The sequence below is a fragment of the Halobacillus sp. Marseille-Q1614 genome (assembly GCF_902809865.1).
Lineage (GTDB): Bacteria > Bacillota > Bacilli > Bacillales > Halobacillaceae > Halobacillus_A.
The window spans coordinates 1,099,885-1,115,647 of sequence record NZ_CADDWH010000001.1 but is presented as its reverse complement, the minus strand read 5'-3'; the positions used below and the strand labels follow the sequence as shown (position 1 = coordinate 1,115,647).

Below are 15,763 nucleotides of genomic sequence, written 5' to 3'. Positions count from 1 at the left end.
TATTAAAATTCCGCTAGTTCCCGCATAGCTTTTTCTACTTTATCAGGATTCATCATGAAATATTTTTCCATTGTCGGAGCATAAGGCATGGCAGGTATGTCCGGCCCTGCAAGACGCTTAACTGGAGCGTCAAGATCGAACAGGCAGTTTTCGCTGATGATAGCAGACACTTCAGAAATAATGCCGCCCTCTTTATTATCCTCTGTTACCAGCAGAACTTTTCCTGTTTTTTTAGCCGCCTCGATGATGGCTTCCTGATCAAGAGGGTATACCGTTCTCAAGTCTAAGATATGAGCATCTATGCCTTCCTCCGCAAGCTTTTCGGCAGCCTGAAGGGCAAAGTGGACACAAAGCCCGTAAGTAATTACCGTAATATCCGATCCTTCCCGTTTAACGTCCGCTTTTCCTAAAGGCAGAGTGTAATCCTCATCAGGAACTTCGGCTTTAATGAGACGATAAGCACGCTTATGTTCAAAGAATAAAACAGGGTCATTGTCTCGAATGGATGCTTTAAGCAATCCTTTTACATCATAAGGAGTAGACGGCATCACAATTTTCAAACCAGGCTGATTGGCGAACACTGCTTCGACAGACTGAGAATGATAAAGGGCGCCGTGAACGCCTCCTCCATATGGGGCGCGAATCGTCATTGGCACAGACCAGTCATTGTTCGAACGATATCTTGTCTTTGCAGCTTCAGAAATGATCTGGTTAACCGCAGGCATAATAAAGTCGGCAAACTGCATTTCAGCAACCGGACGCATTCCATACATAGCGGCTCCGATTCCTACACCGGCGATTGCTGATTCAGCCAGAGGCGTATCTAATACGCGGTCCTCGCCAAACTGATCATAAAGACCATCCGTCGCACGGAAAACGCCGCCTCTTTTTCCAACGTCTTCTCCTAGAACGAAAACTTTTTCATCCCGCTCCATTTCTTCTTTTAACGCTTGAGTTACAGCTTGAATATAAGAGATTACTGCCATGTTGATTCCCCTCCTTACTCTTCATAGACAAAGTTCAATGCAGATTCAGCTTCAGCGTATGCTGCGTTTTCCGCATATTCTGTCGCCTCATTGACTAAGTCGTCCAATTCTTTATTGAGTTCTGTTTCTTTCTCTTCTGTTAAAATATTTTGCTCTCTTAAATAGTTGGCAAAGGTTACAATTGAATCTTTTTTCTTAGCTTCCGCAACTTCATCACGTTCACGATATGTGCGATCATCATCATCACTGGAGTGCGGTGTAAGACGATAAGAAACGGCTTCAATTAAAGTTGGCCCTTCGCCTCGGCGGCCGCGGTCAGCCGCATCTTTTACGACTTCGTACACAGCTAATGGATCATTTCCATCCACCGTGTGTCCAGGCATACCATAACCAATAGCGCGGTCGGACACTTTTTCACAAGCCAGTTGTTTGGATACCGGAACCGAGATGGCGTACTTGTTATTCTCTACCATAAAAATGACCGGCAGCTTATGAACGCCTGCAAAATTTGCACCTTCGTGAAAATCTCCCTGGTTGGAAGAACCTTCACCAAAGGTTACAAAAGATACAAAGTCTTTCTTTTCCATCTTACCTGCCAGCGCAATTCCTACAGCATGAGGAACTTGGGTGGTTACAGGTGAGGATCCGGTAACAATGCGGTTCTTTTTCTGGCCAAAGTGACCAGGCATCTGCCGTCCGCCTGAGTTAGGATCTTCTGCTTTCGCAAACCCTGAGAGCATCAAGTCTTTGGCTGTCATGCCAAACGCAAGGACTACTCCCATATCACGATAGTACGGAAGCGCATAGTCTTTCTCACGGTCTAATGCAAAGGCAGCTCCAACTTGTGCTGCTTCCTGGCCCTGACAGGAGATAACAAACGGAATTTTCCCCGCACGGTTTAACAGCCACATGCGTTCATCTATCTTTCTTGCAAGCAGCATTGTACGAAACATCTCTAAAACTTTCTCATCACTTAACCCTAATGATTCATGGCGATTTTCAGCCACAGGAATCCCTCCTTTATTAATTAACCATGTATTTGATTGCCGTCTACAGCCATAGCTGCTTCACCAATAGCTTCTGCCAGAGTAGGGTGCGGATGAATACTTTCCGCGATCTCCCAAGGAGTCGCGTCTAATACTTTAGCCAGTCCTGCTTCTGAAATCATGTCTGTTACATGAGGACCTACCATATGGACGCCTAAAAGATCGTCGCTGTTCTTATCAGCCACTATCTTCACAAAGCCGTCCGTTTCCCCATAAACTAACGCTTTACCAATCGCTTTAAATGGGAACTTGCCCACTTTGATCTCGAAGCCCTGCTCTTTTGCCTGTTTTTCTGTTAAACCGACACTAGCAACTTCAGGGCTTGAATAGATACACGTTGGTACCTGGTCATAATTAAGAGGATGAGGTTTTTTATCAGCTATATGTTCTACCGCTGTAATCCCTTCATGTGAAGCGACGTGAGCCAGTTGCATGCCTCCGATGACGTCTCCAATCGCGTAAATATGAGATTCTTTGGTCTGGTAATATTGGTTGGTCTTAATAACTCCATTTTCTACTTCTATTTCAGTGTTTTCAAGACCTATATTTGTAACATTTGCTGAACGCCCTACAGAGACCAGCATACGTTCAGCCTGGTAAGTAACAGTTTCTCCGTTTACTTCAGCATCGATGGACACCTGGCCATCTTTTTGAAGGGTATCTGCGAGAACTTTCGCATCGGTAACGATGTTGACACCTTTTTTATTCATTTGTTTCTGCATTTCCTTGGCAACCTCATCGTCTTCTGTCGGCAGGATACCCGGCAGATACTCAAGTACTGTGACTTCCACACCAAAATCAGATAACATGGATGCCCACTCAATCCCAATGACGCCGCCGCCGACAATGAGGATCGATTTTGGAAGCTCCTGCATTTGCAGGGCTTCATCAGACGTCATGACATACTCGCCGTCAACCTCAAGACCCGGAAGCGACTTAGGGCTCGATCCTGTTGCGATTAAAACGTTTTTAGGAACGATCATTTCATTTTCTTCCCCATTGTTTAATTCAACAGAAATCGTACCAGCCGTCGGGGAAAAAATCGAAGGGCCTAATATCCGTCCAAAGCCCTCAAATACATCAATCTTCCCTTTTTTCATCAACCCTTGCACACCTTTATGTAACGTGTCCACGATCGATTGCTTCCGCTCCTGCACTTTGGCAAAGTCCAGCACAGGCTCCTGTGCAGTTACACCAAAAGCCTCTGCTTCTTTCGTCTGACGAAACACTTCCGCACTCCTTAACAGTGCTTTAGAAGGAATGCATCCTCTATGGAGGCACGTTCCTCCCATTTCTCTTTTTTCAACAATAGCCACTTTCAACCCCAGCTTTGACGCGCGGATGGCTGCTACATATCCGCCAGTTCCTCCGCCCAGTACGACTAAATCATATTCCTCAGCCATCGTTTTCGACTCCTTTATTCTGCAAAATTAGGATATTGCTTCGGCAGTTCCTCTTTATTTAAGACTCTCAATGTTCCTTCATTCAGAGCTTCGAGCTCATTTTCACCTGGGTAAACTAGCACATCGGCAATCCAGCTGACCCGTCTTTTGATATGTTCAACAAAATCTTTACCATAAGCTAATCCTCCGGTTAAGGAGACCGCATCAATCCGCCCCTCCAGCACCGCACTCATGCTGCCGATCTCTTTAGCAATCTGATAGGCCATCGCCTCATAAACAATTTTTGCTTTTTGATCACCGTGCTCAATCATTTTCTCAACTTCTACCGCATCATTCGTATCAAGGTAAGCCATGAGTCCGCCCTGTCCTACGAGCTTTTTCATCATTTCCCCACGGTAGTATTGACCGGAATAACACATAGAAATCAAGTCTCCTGCAGGCACAGTACCGGCTCTTTCAGGAGAAAATGGACCGTCTCCGTGGAGACCATTGTTTACATCAATTACGCGGCCGTCTCTATGAGCGCCGACAGTAATTCCTCCGCCCATATGAACAACAATCAAACGAGCCTCTTTATAGGAAACTCCTAAATCTGAAGCCGTTCTCCGAGCCACCGCTTTTTGGTTTAAGGCATGAAATATACTCTTTCTCGGTATCTCCGGAACTCCTGATATTCTCGCTAAATCCTGAAGTTCATCTACGACAACTGGGTCAACGATAAAGGCTCCAATGTTCAGTCCCTTGGCAATCTCATGGGCAATGATTCCGCCAAGATTAGAAGCATGCTCGCCATTGTATCCATTTTTCAAATCTTCAAGCATTGCCTCATTGACTTCGTAAGTGCCCCCTTCAATCGGACGCAGCAGACCACCGCGCCCGCAGACAGCACTTAATTTGCTGATGTTAATTCCTTCTTTGTCGAGCTCAGATAAAATAACATTTTTCCTAAATTCATACTGATCGATAATGTGATTAAATTGATTTATCTCATCTGCCGTATGACGAATCGTTCTTTCAAATACTTCCTGGTCGTTTTCAAAGACTCCAATCTTCGTCGATGTCGAGCCAGGGTTTATAACAAGAATTCGGTGTAATTGCACTATAACTATCCTCCGCTTATCTTCTGCTTAAAATATGATGGCTGTTCTGCAGGAATTGGCTGCGGGAATGACGCATTTGTTCAATTCGCTCTTCAGCCATTCGGTCAGCAGCTTTATATGTTGGAATATTGTCGCGCCGTGAAATTTCAAACACACGGGTTACATTATCATAAATAGTTTCTACCCGTTTCATTGCTCTTTCTTTATTGTAGCCGTTAAGCTCATCGGCAACATTGATTACCCCGCCTGCATTAATGACATAATCAGGCGTATAAACGATGCCTCTTTCATGAAGAATGTCTCCATGTTTAGTTTCTTTCAGCTGGTTGTTCGCTGCCCCGGCAATTACTTTCGCCTTCAGCTGCTGGAGCGTTTCATCGTTAATCGTAGCTCCAAGCGCACACGGCGCATATATATCACAGTCCACTCCGTAGATTTCATCAGGCTCTACAGCTGTAGCTCCGAACTCTTCTACTGCGCGGTTAACCGCTTCTTTGTTGATGTCTGTTACGATCAGGCGGGCACCTTCTTCATGTAAATGACGGCATAGACTAAACGCTACATTTCCTACACCCTGGACAGCAACGGTCTTACCTTCTAATGAATCAGTGCCGAAGCCTTCTTTAGCCGCAGCTTTCATTCCTCGGTATACTCCATAGGCTGTAACCGGGGATGGGTTTCCTGAAGACCCAAAAGCAGGTGAGATCCCTGTTACATAATCCGTTTCTTCATGAATGAGATCCATATCCTGTTCTGTAGTTCCTACATCTTCCGCTGTAATATAGCGGCCGTTTAACCCTTGAATGTACCGGCCGAAAGCTCTGAACATTGCTTCATTTTTATCTTCTTTAGGGTTTCCGATAATAACGGTTTTTCCTCCGCCTAAGTTTAAGCCGGCTGCCGCGTTTTTATAGGTCATCCCTTTAGCAAGCCGTAAAGCATCCTCAATCGCTGCTTCCTCTGAAGCGTATGTCCACATTCTTGTTCCGCCAAGGGCCGGTCCAAGCGTTGTATCATGAATCGCAATAATCGCTTTTAAACCAGAGGCTTTATCGTGACACATTACTAGCTGCTCATAATCGTATTTGCTCATGTACTCAAAAATTTCCATCAGTAGTTCCTCCTATTTTGTACTGTAATTTAAGGCTAATGCTAAAGAATATAATTTACTTTCGGCCGAATCTGATCTTGAAGTCAGCACAATCGGGGCCTCCGCTCCGCTAATTACGGCAGCCACTTTTGCCTGGGCAAAGTAAATAAAAGATTTATATAAGGCGTTGGCTGCTTCAATCGAATGAACCATAAGTATGTCAGCAGCCCCTGCTGCTTCTGAAGAAATGCTTTTTTGGCTGGCAGCTTCTTTACTGACGGCGTTATCAAAAGCTAGAGGACCGTCAATTATACAGTTCGTAATTTGTCCCCTTCTGTTCATCTGCGTCAGTGCCGCCGCATCTAACGTCGCCGGCATTGCGGGATTAATTACTTCCACTGCAGCAAGCGGCGCAACTTTCGGCATTTTCCAGCCGCATTCTACGGCTACTCCCACTGCGTTTTTTACAATCTGCACCTTTTCCTCAAGAGTGGGAGCAATGTTCATCGCTGAATCAGTTAAGAAAATCAACCGCTCCTGGTGAGGGATTTCAAATAATGCCACATGTGACAGTACCCCTCTGCCTCTTAACCCATTCTCTTTATTCAGTACAGCTTTCAGCAATGATTTCGTATCCACTTTGCCCTTCATGACGACTTGTGCATCTCCGGACTTAACGGCTTTTACGGCTTTTGATGAAGCTTCAGCAGCCTCGCAGCCTTCAATAGTAATTGCGGGCTGGGTAAGGTCCAACTCCGCTTTATGTGCCGCTTGTTTAATGCTTTCCACATCTCCGGTAAGTAAGAATGTCGCCATTCCTATATCGGAAGCTTTTTTAACTGCTTTAAGGACTTCTTCGTCTGCAGCTTGAGCAATCGCCACCCGCTTTGGCGGCTGTCCTTGTAATCGATCAATTAATTCTTGTAATTTTTTCATACCTTCAACTCCTGAACCCTATGAATATCCTTGCAAGTTTTCTTTATTCAAATTATATTTATCAAGCTTATAATACAGATTCCGTATCGAGATCCCGAGTGCTTTAGCCGTCTGTGTTTTATTAAAATCGTGGGTTTTAAAAGCATCTGCAAGCAGCCCTTTTTCATATTCATCTACTGCTTCCTGGAGAGAGCCGCCTAACCATATGGCCTCTTCTTTCTGTTGATCATAAAGGGTGGTTAAGGCAGGAAGGTGAGATTTTTTAATAACCTCTTCCTGATGCTCCATAAATATCATTGCCCTGCCGATCACATTTTCGAGCTCCCGTACATTTCCCGGCCAGTCATAATCCTGAAGCTTTAAGAAGGCTTCCTCATCAATAGATCTTACGTTTCGGCCGTAATCCTCGTTTAATTTTTGAATTAAATGGTTCGTTAACGGCACAAGATCCCCTTTTCTCTCTCTTAATGGCGGGATGTAGATGGGAAGGCGATTCAGTCGATAGTACAAGTCTTCTCTAAATGTCTTCTGCATTATAGCCTTTTCTAAATTAACATTGGTTGCTGCGATTACCCTTACATCAACGATAACCGGCTTCGTGCCGCCAATTCTTACAATTTCTTTCTCCTGAAGAACTCTTAGCAGTTTGGCCTGCATAGGCAGTGTCAAGTCGCCGATTTCATCTAAAAAGATACTGCCGTTATGAGCTTCTTCAAAGTATCCTTTTTTCCCGCCTTGCTTCGCACCAACGAAAGCCCCGTCCTCGTACCCAAACAGCTCACTCTCAAGCTGCGATTCTGCAATGGCCGCACAATTTACCCGTATAAACTTATTATGCCTCCGATTGCTCTCATTATGGATAGCATGGGCAAATAATTCTTTTCCCGTGCCTGATTCCCCTCTTAAAAGTACGGTGGCCGGCGTCTTAGCTCCAACTCTTGCCTGCTCTAAAGCAAGTGTCAGCTCCTGAGAATCGCCGGTAATATCGGCAAATGTGTACTTTGCTTCAAGGTTCCTGATAATCTGGCGTGCCCTCTTAAGCTCAGTGGTCAATAACTGGATTTCACTGACATCGTGCAGTACGCCGACACTCCCTTTCAGCTTTCCATCAACGATTACAGGAGCAACATTAACGAGAACCTCTTTCTTTAACGGTCCGACTTTCATTCTTACACCGCGGACCGCCCGCCTCGTCTGTAACACTTTAAGGTGCATACTCTCCCCTTCAGAAATATCCACTGTCGCCGGTTTTCCTACGATATCGCTTTCCTTTAAGCCCGTAATTCGTGTGTATGCAGGGTTTATCATTAAACCGTTTCCATTTTCATCTACAACAGAGATAGCTTCATCCGATGAGTGGATGATCGCTTCAAGCATTGTTTTCACTTCTTTAAGGTCGGTGATTTCTTCAGCCAGACCTACGATTTCCGTAATATCTTTAAAAACTGCATAGGCACCGATAAGGGTATTGTCTGATCCAATGAGCGGAATCCGCGTTGTAATAACTTTCCTTCCATTTTCAAGAACAAGCTTTTTATTGACTTCCTTCGTCTTTGTAGTTAAAAGCAGCGGAAGTCCTGAAGCCGGAATAACAGAATGAACATGTTTTCCAACCACATCTTTCCGCTTTTTCGCAAGAATCTTTTCTCCGCTCTGATTAAGAAAGGTGATATTAGCGTTTCTGTCAATAACCACCATGCCGTCATGAATACTGTTTAAAATAAGGTTTTGATTGTTCGTCTGATCTTTAAGCTTACTTAATAAATTTTCTTTTTCCTCGAGCAGTTCTGAAGTGATATAGGCAACAGATCCAGGGATAACGACGGTTTCTGCCGGCCGAGCCTCTCTTATCTGCTCGAACACGAGTTCAGAACCTGTCGCTTCAATGACGATGTCTATTTGTTTATGTATATAGTCCAGCCATTCGCTGCCTGTCTCAATCCCTAATCGTTCAGCGATCTGTAAACCTTCTGCCCCGGGGTTGTGATCAATTACCGCTGCGACGGTAAGCTGATCACTATCGTGCAAGATTTTCAATAAAGCTGACCCGCCTTTGCCAGCTCCAACAATTAACACCCGCTTCATAATGATCACACCCTGCAATATTTTGCGTAATTTCATCGTACATTATTCTGCATGAATTGGCAATAGTCTGCTTTGTTTTCAGCTGATGCCTGTTTTGGTATACTAGGGAAGGATTTAGAATAAAGGAGAACGACTTATGCGATTAATTGCATTACTAATGCTTGTAACCCCGGGTATTATTGCTGTTATTGGGATAAAATTAATACGTGACGCACTGTTTAACGTCTTTCACCCAGTCTTTTTTCACGTGGCCATTCAAGGGATCGTCGGGCTGCTGTTTGTTGTGGGAGGCGTTGCCTTTATCGGAGGCTTTATCCTTCACCGTGACCGAAAGCGAAATCTAACAAAAGGCCGTTTCAAGAAAAAGTAGAGTATTCCCGCTCTGCTTTTTTCAGCGATAAGCGTATTTAAAGGAGTTTTGAAAAATGACAAGCCCAGACCTTACCCACTTTTATAAAAATCAATACCCTTTTGATCTGCTGACTGAAGATCAATTCAGTCAAATTTTCAGTTTTGCAGAAGAAAAAGAATACAGTGAGAATGAATTTATTATTCACGAAGATCAGAATGATGATTCCATCGATATACATTTTCTCGTTACCGGGTTAGCGAAAAATATTATGCACCGTTCCAACGGCCGCCAGCTTTCTGTAAGATTTTATTACCCTGGTGATTTAATCGGAGTTATGATCCTGCTGACGAGCGGAGAAATGAGATTTTCTGTACAAGCTCTAGAACCGTTGAAAACTTTGAAATTTGACAGGGAAACTTTCCTTAAAGTGATGTCAGAGAATACCCAGTTTTCAAAAGTCGTTATGGACAGCATCAGCCATTTAATGAAAAGTCTATATGACGAAGTGAAATATAAGAGTTCTACCACGGATGAAGCAGATGACCGCGAGCTGTACAAAAAGCGCGCAGGCGCTTACATGGAAACCCCGACATTCATTCATCCGCAGGATTCGATTGAAAAAGCAGCGCGACTGCTGCAGCAGGAAAAAGTCGAAGCCTTGCTTGTGAGCGAAGATCGACAGACCCTTTTAGGCATGATCGGGTACGGAGAACTTCTAAAGGCATACTTTGAAAATAATCATACCGACCCTGTCTATCTTCATATGACCGAAGAACCCTATTTTATCAGCGACCAGGAATTCATCTATGATGCACTCAGCTACTTAAAACACCATCCGACTGAAATCATCCCTGTCCATCATAAAGATAAAATAGTCGGGATCCTAAGGCAGTCCTCCTTTTTTACGATCAAAAACTCGATTTATTTTGACCTTACTTACAGGATTTCAAATGCGTTGACGGCGGAAGAGATAAAGCCGCTGTCACCCGTCTATAATTCGCGTTTTCAAAGCTTCGTCAAAAGTTTAATGGATGACCATATGCTTGCTTATGATATTGCAGAATTAATGACTAATTACAATGACCGGATTCATAAGCAAATTATTCAAATAGCTGAAGATGAAATGATCGCAGAAGGATACGGTGCTCCACCGATAAATTACTGTTTTATTGTCATGGGAAGTGAAGGACGTAAAGAACAGGCCTTCTCCACGGATCAGGATAATGGTATGATCCTGGCCGATTTTGAACATTCCTTACACAAAGAACAGATCGATCATTATTTTAAAATTTTCGCAGAAAAGATTAATGACATGCTTAATGCCTGCGGCTTTCCTTATTGTTCCGGAAATATTATGGCACGTGAGGAAAAGTGGAGGCAGACGAAGACCCATTGGTATGCGAGCATTGATCGCTGGATTAAAAAGATGGATGCCGAAGAAATCAGGGATTTCACGATATTTATGGACTTCCGCCCGATATTCGGTGATTTCTCACTGGCATATGATTTAAAGAAATATGTAACCCGCCGCATACAGAATTCGCTGGGCCTTCACCAGCTGCTGATGAAAGACACTTTACGATTCCGGGTCCCTGTTCAGCCCTTTGGACGCATTACAGGAGTCGGCAAAAGAAAGACCTTGAACTTAAAAAAATCAGCGATTATGCAAATTGTAAATACGATACGCATTTACAGCATGAAATATGGAATAGAAAACATAAATACGATCAGTCGTTTAGATATAATGGCAGAGCAAGAACGTTTCCACCCGCGAGACGCTGAAAATACTAAATTGGCTCTTCATAAACTCATGGCTTTTCGATTAAAAGAGAACCTGCGACAGCTGGAGAATGACGAACCTCTTACTAATGAGCTCCGGTTAACCCAGTTAAATAAGGAAGAAAGACGCTCCCTTAGAGAAGCTTTAAATATAGCTAAACGCCTGCAGCAAGTGCTGGAATTAAGCTATAACCGAAATCGGGTGGTGTAGCAGTGCTGCCAATCGATTTACAAATATTAAAGTATTTCTTTTTTGAAAAGCCCATTTATGCTTATAAAATCCGCCCTTATTTAACAACGGGCAATTATTTAGACCTAAGGGAAAAGCTTTCCCAGGAGGTACACGGAACGCCGGGGAATCAGCCTTTAACTAATATTACTTATACAGTATTTGACCTCGAAACGACAGGATTTCTTCCTGAAATTGGTCATGAAATTATATCAATTGGAGCTGTACGTATGGAGGGACTCGATACGTACCATCATGAAACCTTCCATCAAGTGGTTAAACCGATTCGTCCAGTAAGAAATCATACTCTTAAATTGACTGGTTTAAGCAGGGAGCAGATCGATAAGGCACCGTCCTTCTTAGAAGCCTTTGACAGGTTTCTTGAGTTCAGCCGAGGTTCCGTACTCGTTGCCTATCCCGCAAAGTTTGACATGAGGTTTATGAAGGCGATGCTCAAACGCTGGAAACTACCTGATTACTCTCCTCCTGTTATTGATTCGCAGTTAATGGCTAAATGGCTCTTCCCTGAAAGAAAGCATTATCAGCTTGATCCGTTGCTTAGAAAGTTTTCTATTCCGAAGCTAGAGCGTCATCACGCCCTAAACGACTCCATTATGACAGCCGAGCTGTTCAGAGAACTGCTGACGACAATAATGAAAAAGAATATCCTTACATTTAATGAGTTAAATGACACGTTATCCAATATAGAACAAAAAAAGTGAGAAGCCTTAATTGGCTTCTCACTTTCCTTTTAATATTATTTTTCTCCCTGAGAGCGGATACGCCAGGACGAACGCCATAGCCATTTATCCACACTGCGGGGTTCTCGATCGCTCGTTTTCCGACTGGAGTCTCGCAGCATTCGCTACCTAAAAAATTAAAGAGGAAATTTATTTATCTCAGCTATAGGAGGAATTTTTTTAAAAGAATGCTCGGTATAACGAGCGGACCGCTTCTTCTAAGTCTGCAGAATTGATTCCAAACATCATCGAAACTTCAGAAGATCCCTGGTTAATCATGTCAATATTAATATTAGCGTCTCTAAAGGCTGTCGCTGCTTTACTGGCAATACCGACTGCTTCGTTCATTCCCTCTCCGACAATCATGATCATCGCCATATCTCTTTCGATTGTGATGGTATCTACATTTAACTCGTTTATAATTCTTTCCTTAACAATTTCCTCTTTCTCTAGCGGCAATTGATGTTCTCTGATAATAACGGACATATCGTCGATCCCTGAAGGTGCATGTTCAAACGAAATGCCTTCTTCTTCAAGAATTTGCAGAAGCCTGCGGCCAAATCCAATTTCACGGTTCATTAAATACTTACTTACGTATAAATTGATAAAACCGGAGTCACTCGCAATTCCTGCCACGTATCCTTCTCTTTCTGGAAGATCAGAGACGATCATTGTCCCTTCGCCTCCAGGATTATTTGTGTTTTTAATACATACAGGAATTTTCTCTTTAAAGGCTGGGATCAGCGCTTCATCATGGAATACGGAAAAGCCTGCATAGGAAAGCTCACGCATTTCTCTATAGGTTAATGCCTTCAATTCTTTTGGCTGGTCAACAATCATTGGGTTGACACAATAGACTGAATCCACATCCGTGAAGTTCTCGTATAGAGATGCCTTCATCCCTGCGGCAACGATTGAGCCTGTTATATCAGAGCCCCCTCGTGAAAAAGTTACCAGCTCATCCTGCAGCGTGTATCCAAAAAAACCTGGAATGACGAGTACACCCTGCCTTTCTCTTAAGGTGTACAGCCGCTCGAAGCTTTCATCTAATACGAGAGCACCGCCTGGTTCATCACTGACTAAAATTCCTGCTTCTTTCGGGTTTACATAATAAGATTCTAGTTCCCTTTTGTTTAAATAGGCACTTAAAATTCGTGCTGTTCCATCTTCCCCGCATGATTTTATTGCATCCATACCTCTTTTGCTGTCAGTTTTTAACAGGTCGCAGGCTTGATCGATGTTCTGTTTAATTTTTTCAAGAACAGACTCGCTCACTTCTAGTTCTCTAATGATGGAAGCAAACCTTTCGACCACCTGATTATAAAGGTCTTCGTTTTGTCCGCTGACCTGCACTGACTCCCCAAGAGCAATAAGTAAATCAGTTGTTTTCGTATCATCACTGTGCCGCTTACCAGGTGCGGACACGACAATTGCTTTTCTTTCCTCGTCAGATTTAATAATTTCTGTTACTTTTCTTAATTGACTGGCATCGGCAACTGAGCTGCCGCCAAACTTAACGACTTTCATATGTACAACTCCCTATTTTGCTAAAGTGTTTAATAATTAAGAATTGTATCATAATCCGACAAGAAGATGAAATAAAAATCCCCCTCAGTGTATGAGGGGGAGAATTTTAAGATGCTTTATGCTCAAGCCGTAAACGGTCTGCTACCATCGCGATAAATTCGCTGTTTGTCGGTTTCGCTTTTGTAGAAGAAATCGTATAGCCGAATAAAGATGAAATGGCATCAATGTTTCCTCTGTTCCACGCTACTTCAATTGCATGTCGAATAGCTCTTTCTACACGGGAAGCAGTCGTATTATATTTGGAAGCAATATCAGGATAAAGGACTTTGGTAATCGAACCGAGCAAATCGATATCAGTGTAAACCATTGTAATAGCTTCTCTCAAATAAAGGTAGCCTTTAATATGGGCAGGAACACCGACTTCATGAATGATATGAGTAATACTCGTATCTAAATCAGGCTTTTTCGACTTCGTATAACTGCTGCCCATTGCACGATTAATCGGATCTCCGACATGTTTGATTTGTCTAACCTGCTCACATAAATGATCTAAATCAAATGGTTTCATCATGAAGTAGGCTGCGCCTAGTTCTACTGCCTTTTTCGTTACTTCTTCCTGTCCAAAAGCTGTCAGCATGATGACCTCTGGGGAACCTTTTTTGCCATTAAGCTCCTGCAGCACAGCAAGTCCATCTACATGAGGCATAATGATATCAAGGATGAGCACATCCGGGTCCTTCGAATTCAACATTTCCAAGCAGTCTCTTCCGTTATATGCTGTTCCAATGACTTCAATTCCCTGCGCATCGGTAAAGTACTCCTCTAACAGCCGCACCAGTTCACGATTATCATCCGCTAAACAAACCTTTATTTTATCCATTTATTTCCTTCCTCCTTACAGAATTATCCTGTCCTGTAGTTAACTAATTCGACATTTACAATTGTAACCCTTTTTATTATAGCAAATATTTTTACAAAAAATAAGATTATCTTTTAAATGCTTCTAAATACTCTTATTTTCTTTGTTATTCGATAAAATTCAACAACCAGACTGTTTAGTTTGTCGAAATTGGTCGAACACAAAAAAAGAGAGCCTCTAGGAAGCTCTCTCATTTAACTTACTTTCTTTTCTTCCTCATATACATTGATTCCTGCTTCTTCAAGCATCCATTCAATGTGCACGCCATATCCCGAAGTAGGGTCGTTTACAAACACGTGCGTTACAGCTCCAATTATCTTACCGTCCTGAACAATCGGACTTCCGCTCATTCCTTGAACAATGCCTCCCGTTTTCTTGAGGAGCTCTGGATCGGTGATTTTCACAATCATACCTTTGGTCACCGGAGAATCTTTCGGCATATTGCGGACAATTTCCACGTCAAAGGACTGCAGTTTACTGCCTTCAAGCACGGTTAAAATTTCTGCAGGTCCTTCTTTAATTTCTTCTGCATACCCGATAGGAAGGCCTTTTTTATATTTCTCATTTAAAATCGGGGTTTCCAATGAGCCAAATACTCCAAATGAGCTGTTTTTCGTAATTGTACCCATACGGTCATCGGTAAGGGAAAACTCGGCTTTCTTTTCTCCCGGTACTCCCTGTCCGCCTTTTTCAATCGAGGTGACCCTGGAATTGACGATCGTTCCTTCATGAATTTCGATTGGTCTTTTTGTATCCATATCTGCAATTACATGGCCTAAAGCGCCATATTTCTTTGTTACAGGATCATAAAACGTCATCGTGCCGATACCTGCTGCCGAATCTCTTACGTACAAACCGATCTGATATTCATTGTCCTGCTTATTAATAGTAGGGGTGATAGAGGTTTCGAACGTCTCCTCTCCTCTTTTTACTTGAAAGGTTATTTCTTCATTATTTTTACCTGACTGATCAACTAGGGATGATAAATCCTCCATATGATTCAATTCTTTGCCATTCCCTTTTAAAAGAATGTCTCCGATTTGAATATCTGCATTCTCTCCCGGTGATGTTTGTCTTTCATTGTTTTCACTAACAAGGTGGTGTCCAACGACGAGAACTCCTTTAGTCTGCAGTTCTACTCCTACCGAATGTCCGCCAGGGACGAGGCGTAAGTCTTTTACTGGCTTCATCTGTGTCTTTTTAACAGGAAGACCTGCATACTCGTGGAATACGGAATCCGCAGCCGTGTCCATTTCTTTGGAAGAAAATGCCGGTATCGGATCTGAACTGCTTTCTATACCTGCCTGAGAAGTGGTTACTCTCACTTCTGTTGGAATGGAAATATACTCTTGAAGTGGGGTCAAGAATGGAATGACAAGCATCATCAACAGGAGCAGGGAGCCACAAAAATACTTTAGATGTTCTTTTTGAAACAAAATTAAACACTCCTTTTTTACTCCTGAACCAAACAATTGGCTTACTTATAATGTTGGCTTGATGACTGCTTTTTAAACGAGCATAATCACAGAAATTATAGGATGCTTTCCCTCACCTTGAAACATTCACCAAAA

At 42.9% G+C, this 15,763-nt stretch carries 13 protein-coding genes; 3 read left to right on the top strand and 10 right to left on the bottom strand.

The genetic code is table 11. The annotated features are described in order from the left end of the window. Nucleotides 1-2: 2 nt before the first annotated feature. The 7 genes from HUS26_RS05550 to HUS26_RS05520 all read right to left on the bottom strand — a co-directional run bounded on the left by HUS26_RS05550 (nucleotide 3) and on the right by HUS26_RS05520 (nucleotide 8,646). The gene (locus HUS26_RS05550; RefSeq protein WP_173916208.1) at nucleotides 3-986 is read right to left on the bottom strand and encodes an alpha-ketoacid dehydrogenase subunit beta; all 984 of its coding nucleotides are present in this window, start codon (nucleotides 984-986) and stop codon (nucleotides 3-5) included. Between the two features lie 14 nt (nucleotides 987-1,000). Continuing rightward, the gene (locus HUS26_RS05545) at nucleotides 1,001-1,939 is read right to left on the bottom strand and encodes a thiamine pyrophosphate-dependent dehydrogenase E1 component subunit alpha (RefSeq protein WP_254434266.1); all 939 of its coding nucleotides are present in this window, start codon (nucleotides 1,937-1,939) and stop codon (nucleotides 1,001-1,003) included. Between the two features lie 74 nt (nucleotides 1,940-2,013). Further along, nucleotides 2,014-3,435 carry a dihydrolipoyl dehydrogenase gene (gene lpdA, locus HUS26_RS05540; RefSeq protein WP_173916206.1) on the bottom strand — a complete coding sequence of 474 codons (1,422 nt, stop codon included), beginning with the start codon at nucleotides 3,433-3,435 and terminating at the stop codon, nucleotides 2,014-2,016. A gap of 14 nt (nucleotides 3,436-3,449) precedes the next feature. After that, complete coding sequence (gene buk, locus HUS26_RS05535; protein ID WP_173916205.1) at nucleotides 3,450-4,535, bottom strand: butyrate kinase; 1,086 nt, start codon at nucleotides 4,533-4,535, stop codon at nucleotides 3,450-3,452. A gap of 16 nt (nucleotides 4,536-4,551) precedes the next feature. After that, a complete protein-coding gene (bcd, locus tag HUS26_RS05530) occupies nucleotides 4,552-5,646 on the bottom strand; it encodes a branched-chain amino acid dehydrogenase (protein ID WP_173916204.1) in 1,095 nt (364 codons plus the stop codon). A gap of 12 nt (nucleotides 5,647-5,658) precedes the next feature. Then, nucleotides 5,659-6,561 carry a phosphate butyryltransferase gene (yqiS, locus tag HUS26_RS05525; RefSeq protein WP_173916203.1) on the bottom strand — a complete coding sequence of 301 codons (903 nt, stop codon included), beginning with the start codon at nucleotides 6,559-6,561 and terminating at the stop codon, nucleotides 5,659-5,661. Between the two features lie 18 nt (nucleotides 6,562-6,579). Continuing rightward, nucleotides 6,580-8,646 (bottom strand): sigma-54-dependent Fis family transcriptional regulator, encoded by a 2,067-nt coding sequence (locus HUS26_RS05520; protein ID WP_173918748.1) that lies wholly within the window; start codon nucleotides 8,644-8,646, stop codon nucleotides 6,580-6,582. 136 nt (nucleotides 8,647-8,782) lie between these two features. On the opposite strand from HUS26_RS05520, the gene HUS26_RS05515 reads away from it, so the two are divergent. From HUS26_RS05515 to HUS26_RS05505, 3 genes are read left to right on the top strand one after another with little or no spacing between them, the layout of a single operon-like run. Next, nucleotides 8,783-9,016, top strand: coding sequence for a DUF2627 domain-containing protein (locus HUS26_RS05515; protein WP_173916202.1), 234 nt, complete (start codon nucleotides 8,783-8,785; stop codon nucleotides 9,014-9,016). 55 nt (nucleotides 9,017-9,071) lie between these two features. Beyond that, the gene (locus tag HUS26_RS05510) at nucleotides 9,072-10,988 is read left to right on the top strand and encodes a DUF294 nucleotidyltransferase-like domain-containing protein (RefSeq protein WP_173916201.1); all 1,917 of its coding nucleotides are present in this window, start codon (nucleotides 9,072-9,074) and stop codon (nucleotides 10,986-10,988) included. 2 nt (nucleotides 10,989-10,990) lie between these two features. Then, entirely contained in the window at nucleotides 10,991-11,728 is a 738-nt protein-coding gene (locus HUS26_RS05505; RefSeq protein WP_173916200.1) for a PolC-type DNA polymerase III, read from the top strand. Between the two features lie 198 nt (nucleotides 11,729-11,926). On the opposite strand, the gene HUS26_RS05500 is transcribed toward HUS26_RS05505, so the two are convergent. The 3 genes from HUS26_RS05500 to spoIVB all read right to left on the bottom strand — a co-directional run bounded on the left by HUS26_RS05500 (nucleotide 11,927) and on the right by spoIVB (nucleotide 15,628). Continuing rightward, nucleotides 11,927-13,273, bottom strand: a complete 1,347-nt coding sequence (locus HUS26_RS05500; RefSeq protein WP_173916199.1) for an aspartate kinase — start codon at nucleotides 13,271-13,273, stop codon at nucleotides 11,927-11,929. A gap of 106 nt (nucleotides 13,274-13,379) precedes the next feature. Beyond that, nucleotides 13,380-14,153 carry a sporulation transcription factor Spo0A gene (gene spo0A, locus HUS26_RS05495; protein ID WP_173916198.1) on the bottom strand — a complete coding sequence of 258 codons (774 nt, stop codon included), beginning with the start codon at nucleotides 14,151-14,153 and terminating at the stop codon, nucleotides 13,380-13,382. 233 nt (nucleotides 14,154-14,386) lie between these two features. Beyond that, nucleotides 14,387-15,628, bottom strand: a complete 1,242-nt coding sequence (gene spoIVB, locus HUS26_RS05490; protein ID WP_256371056.1) for a SpoIVB peptidase — start codon at nucleotides 15,626-15,628, stop codon at nucleotides 14,387-14,389. Between the last annotated feature and the right edge of the window lie 135 nt (nucleotides 15,629-15,763).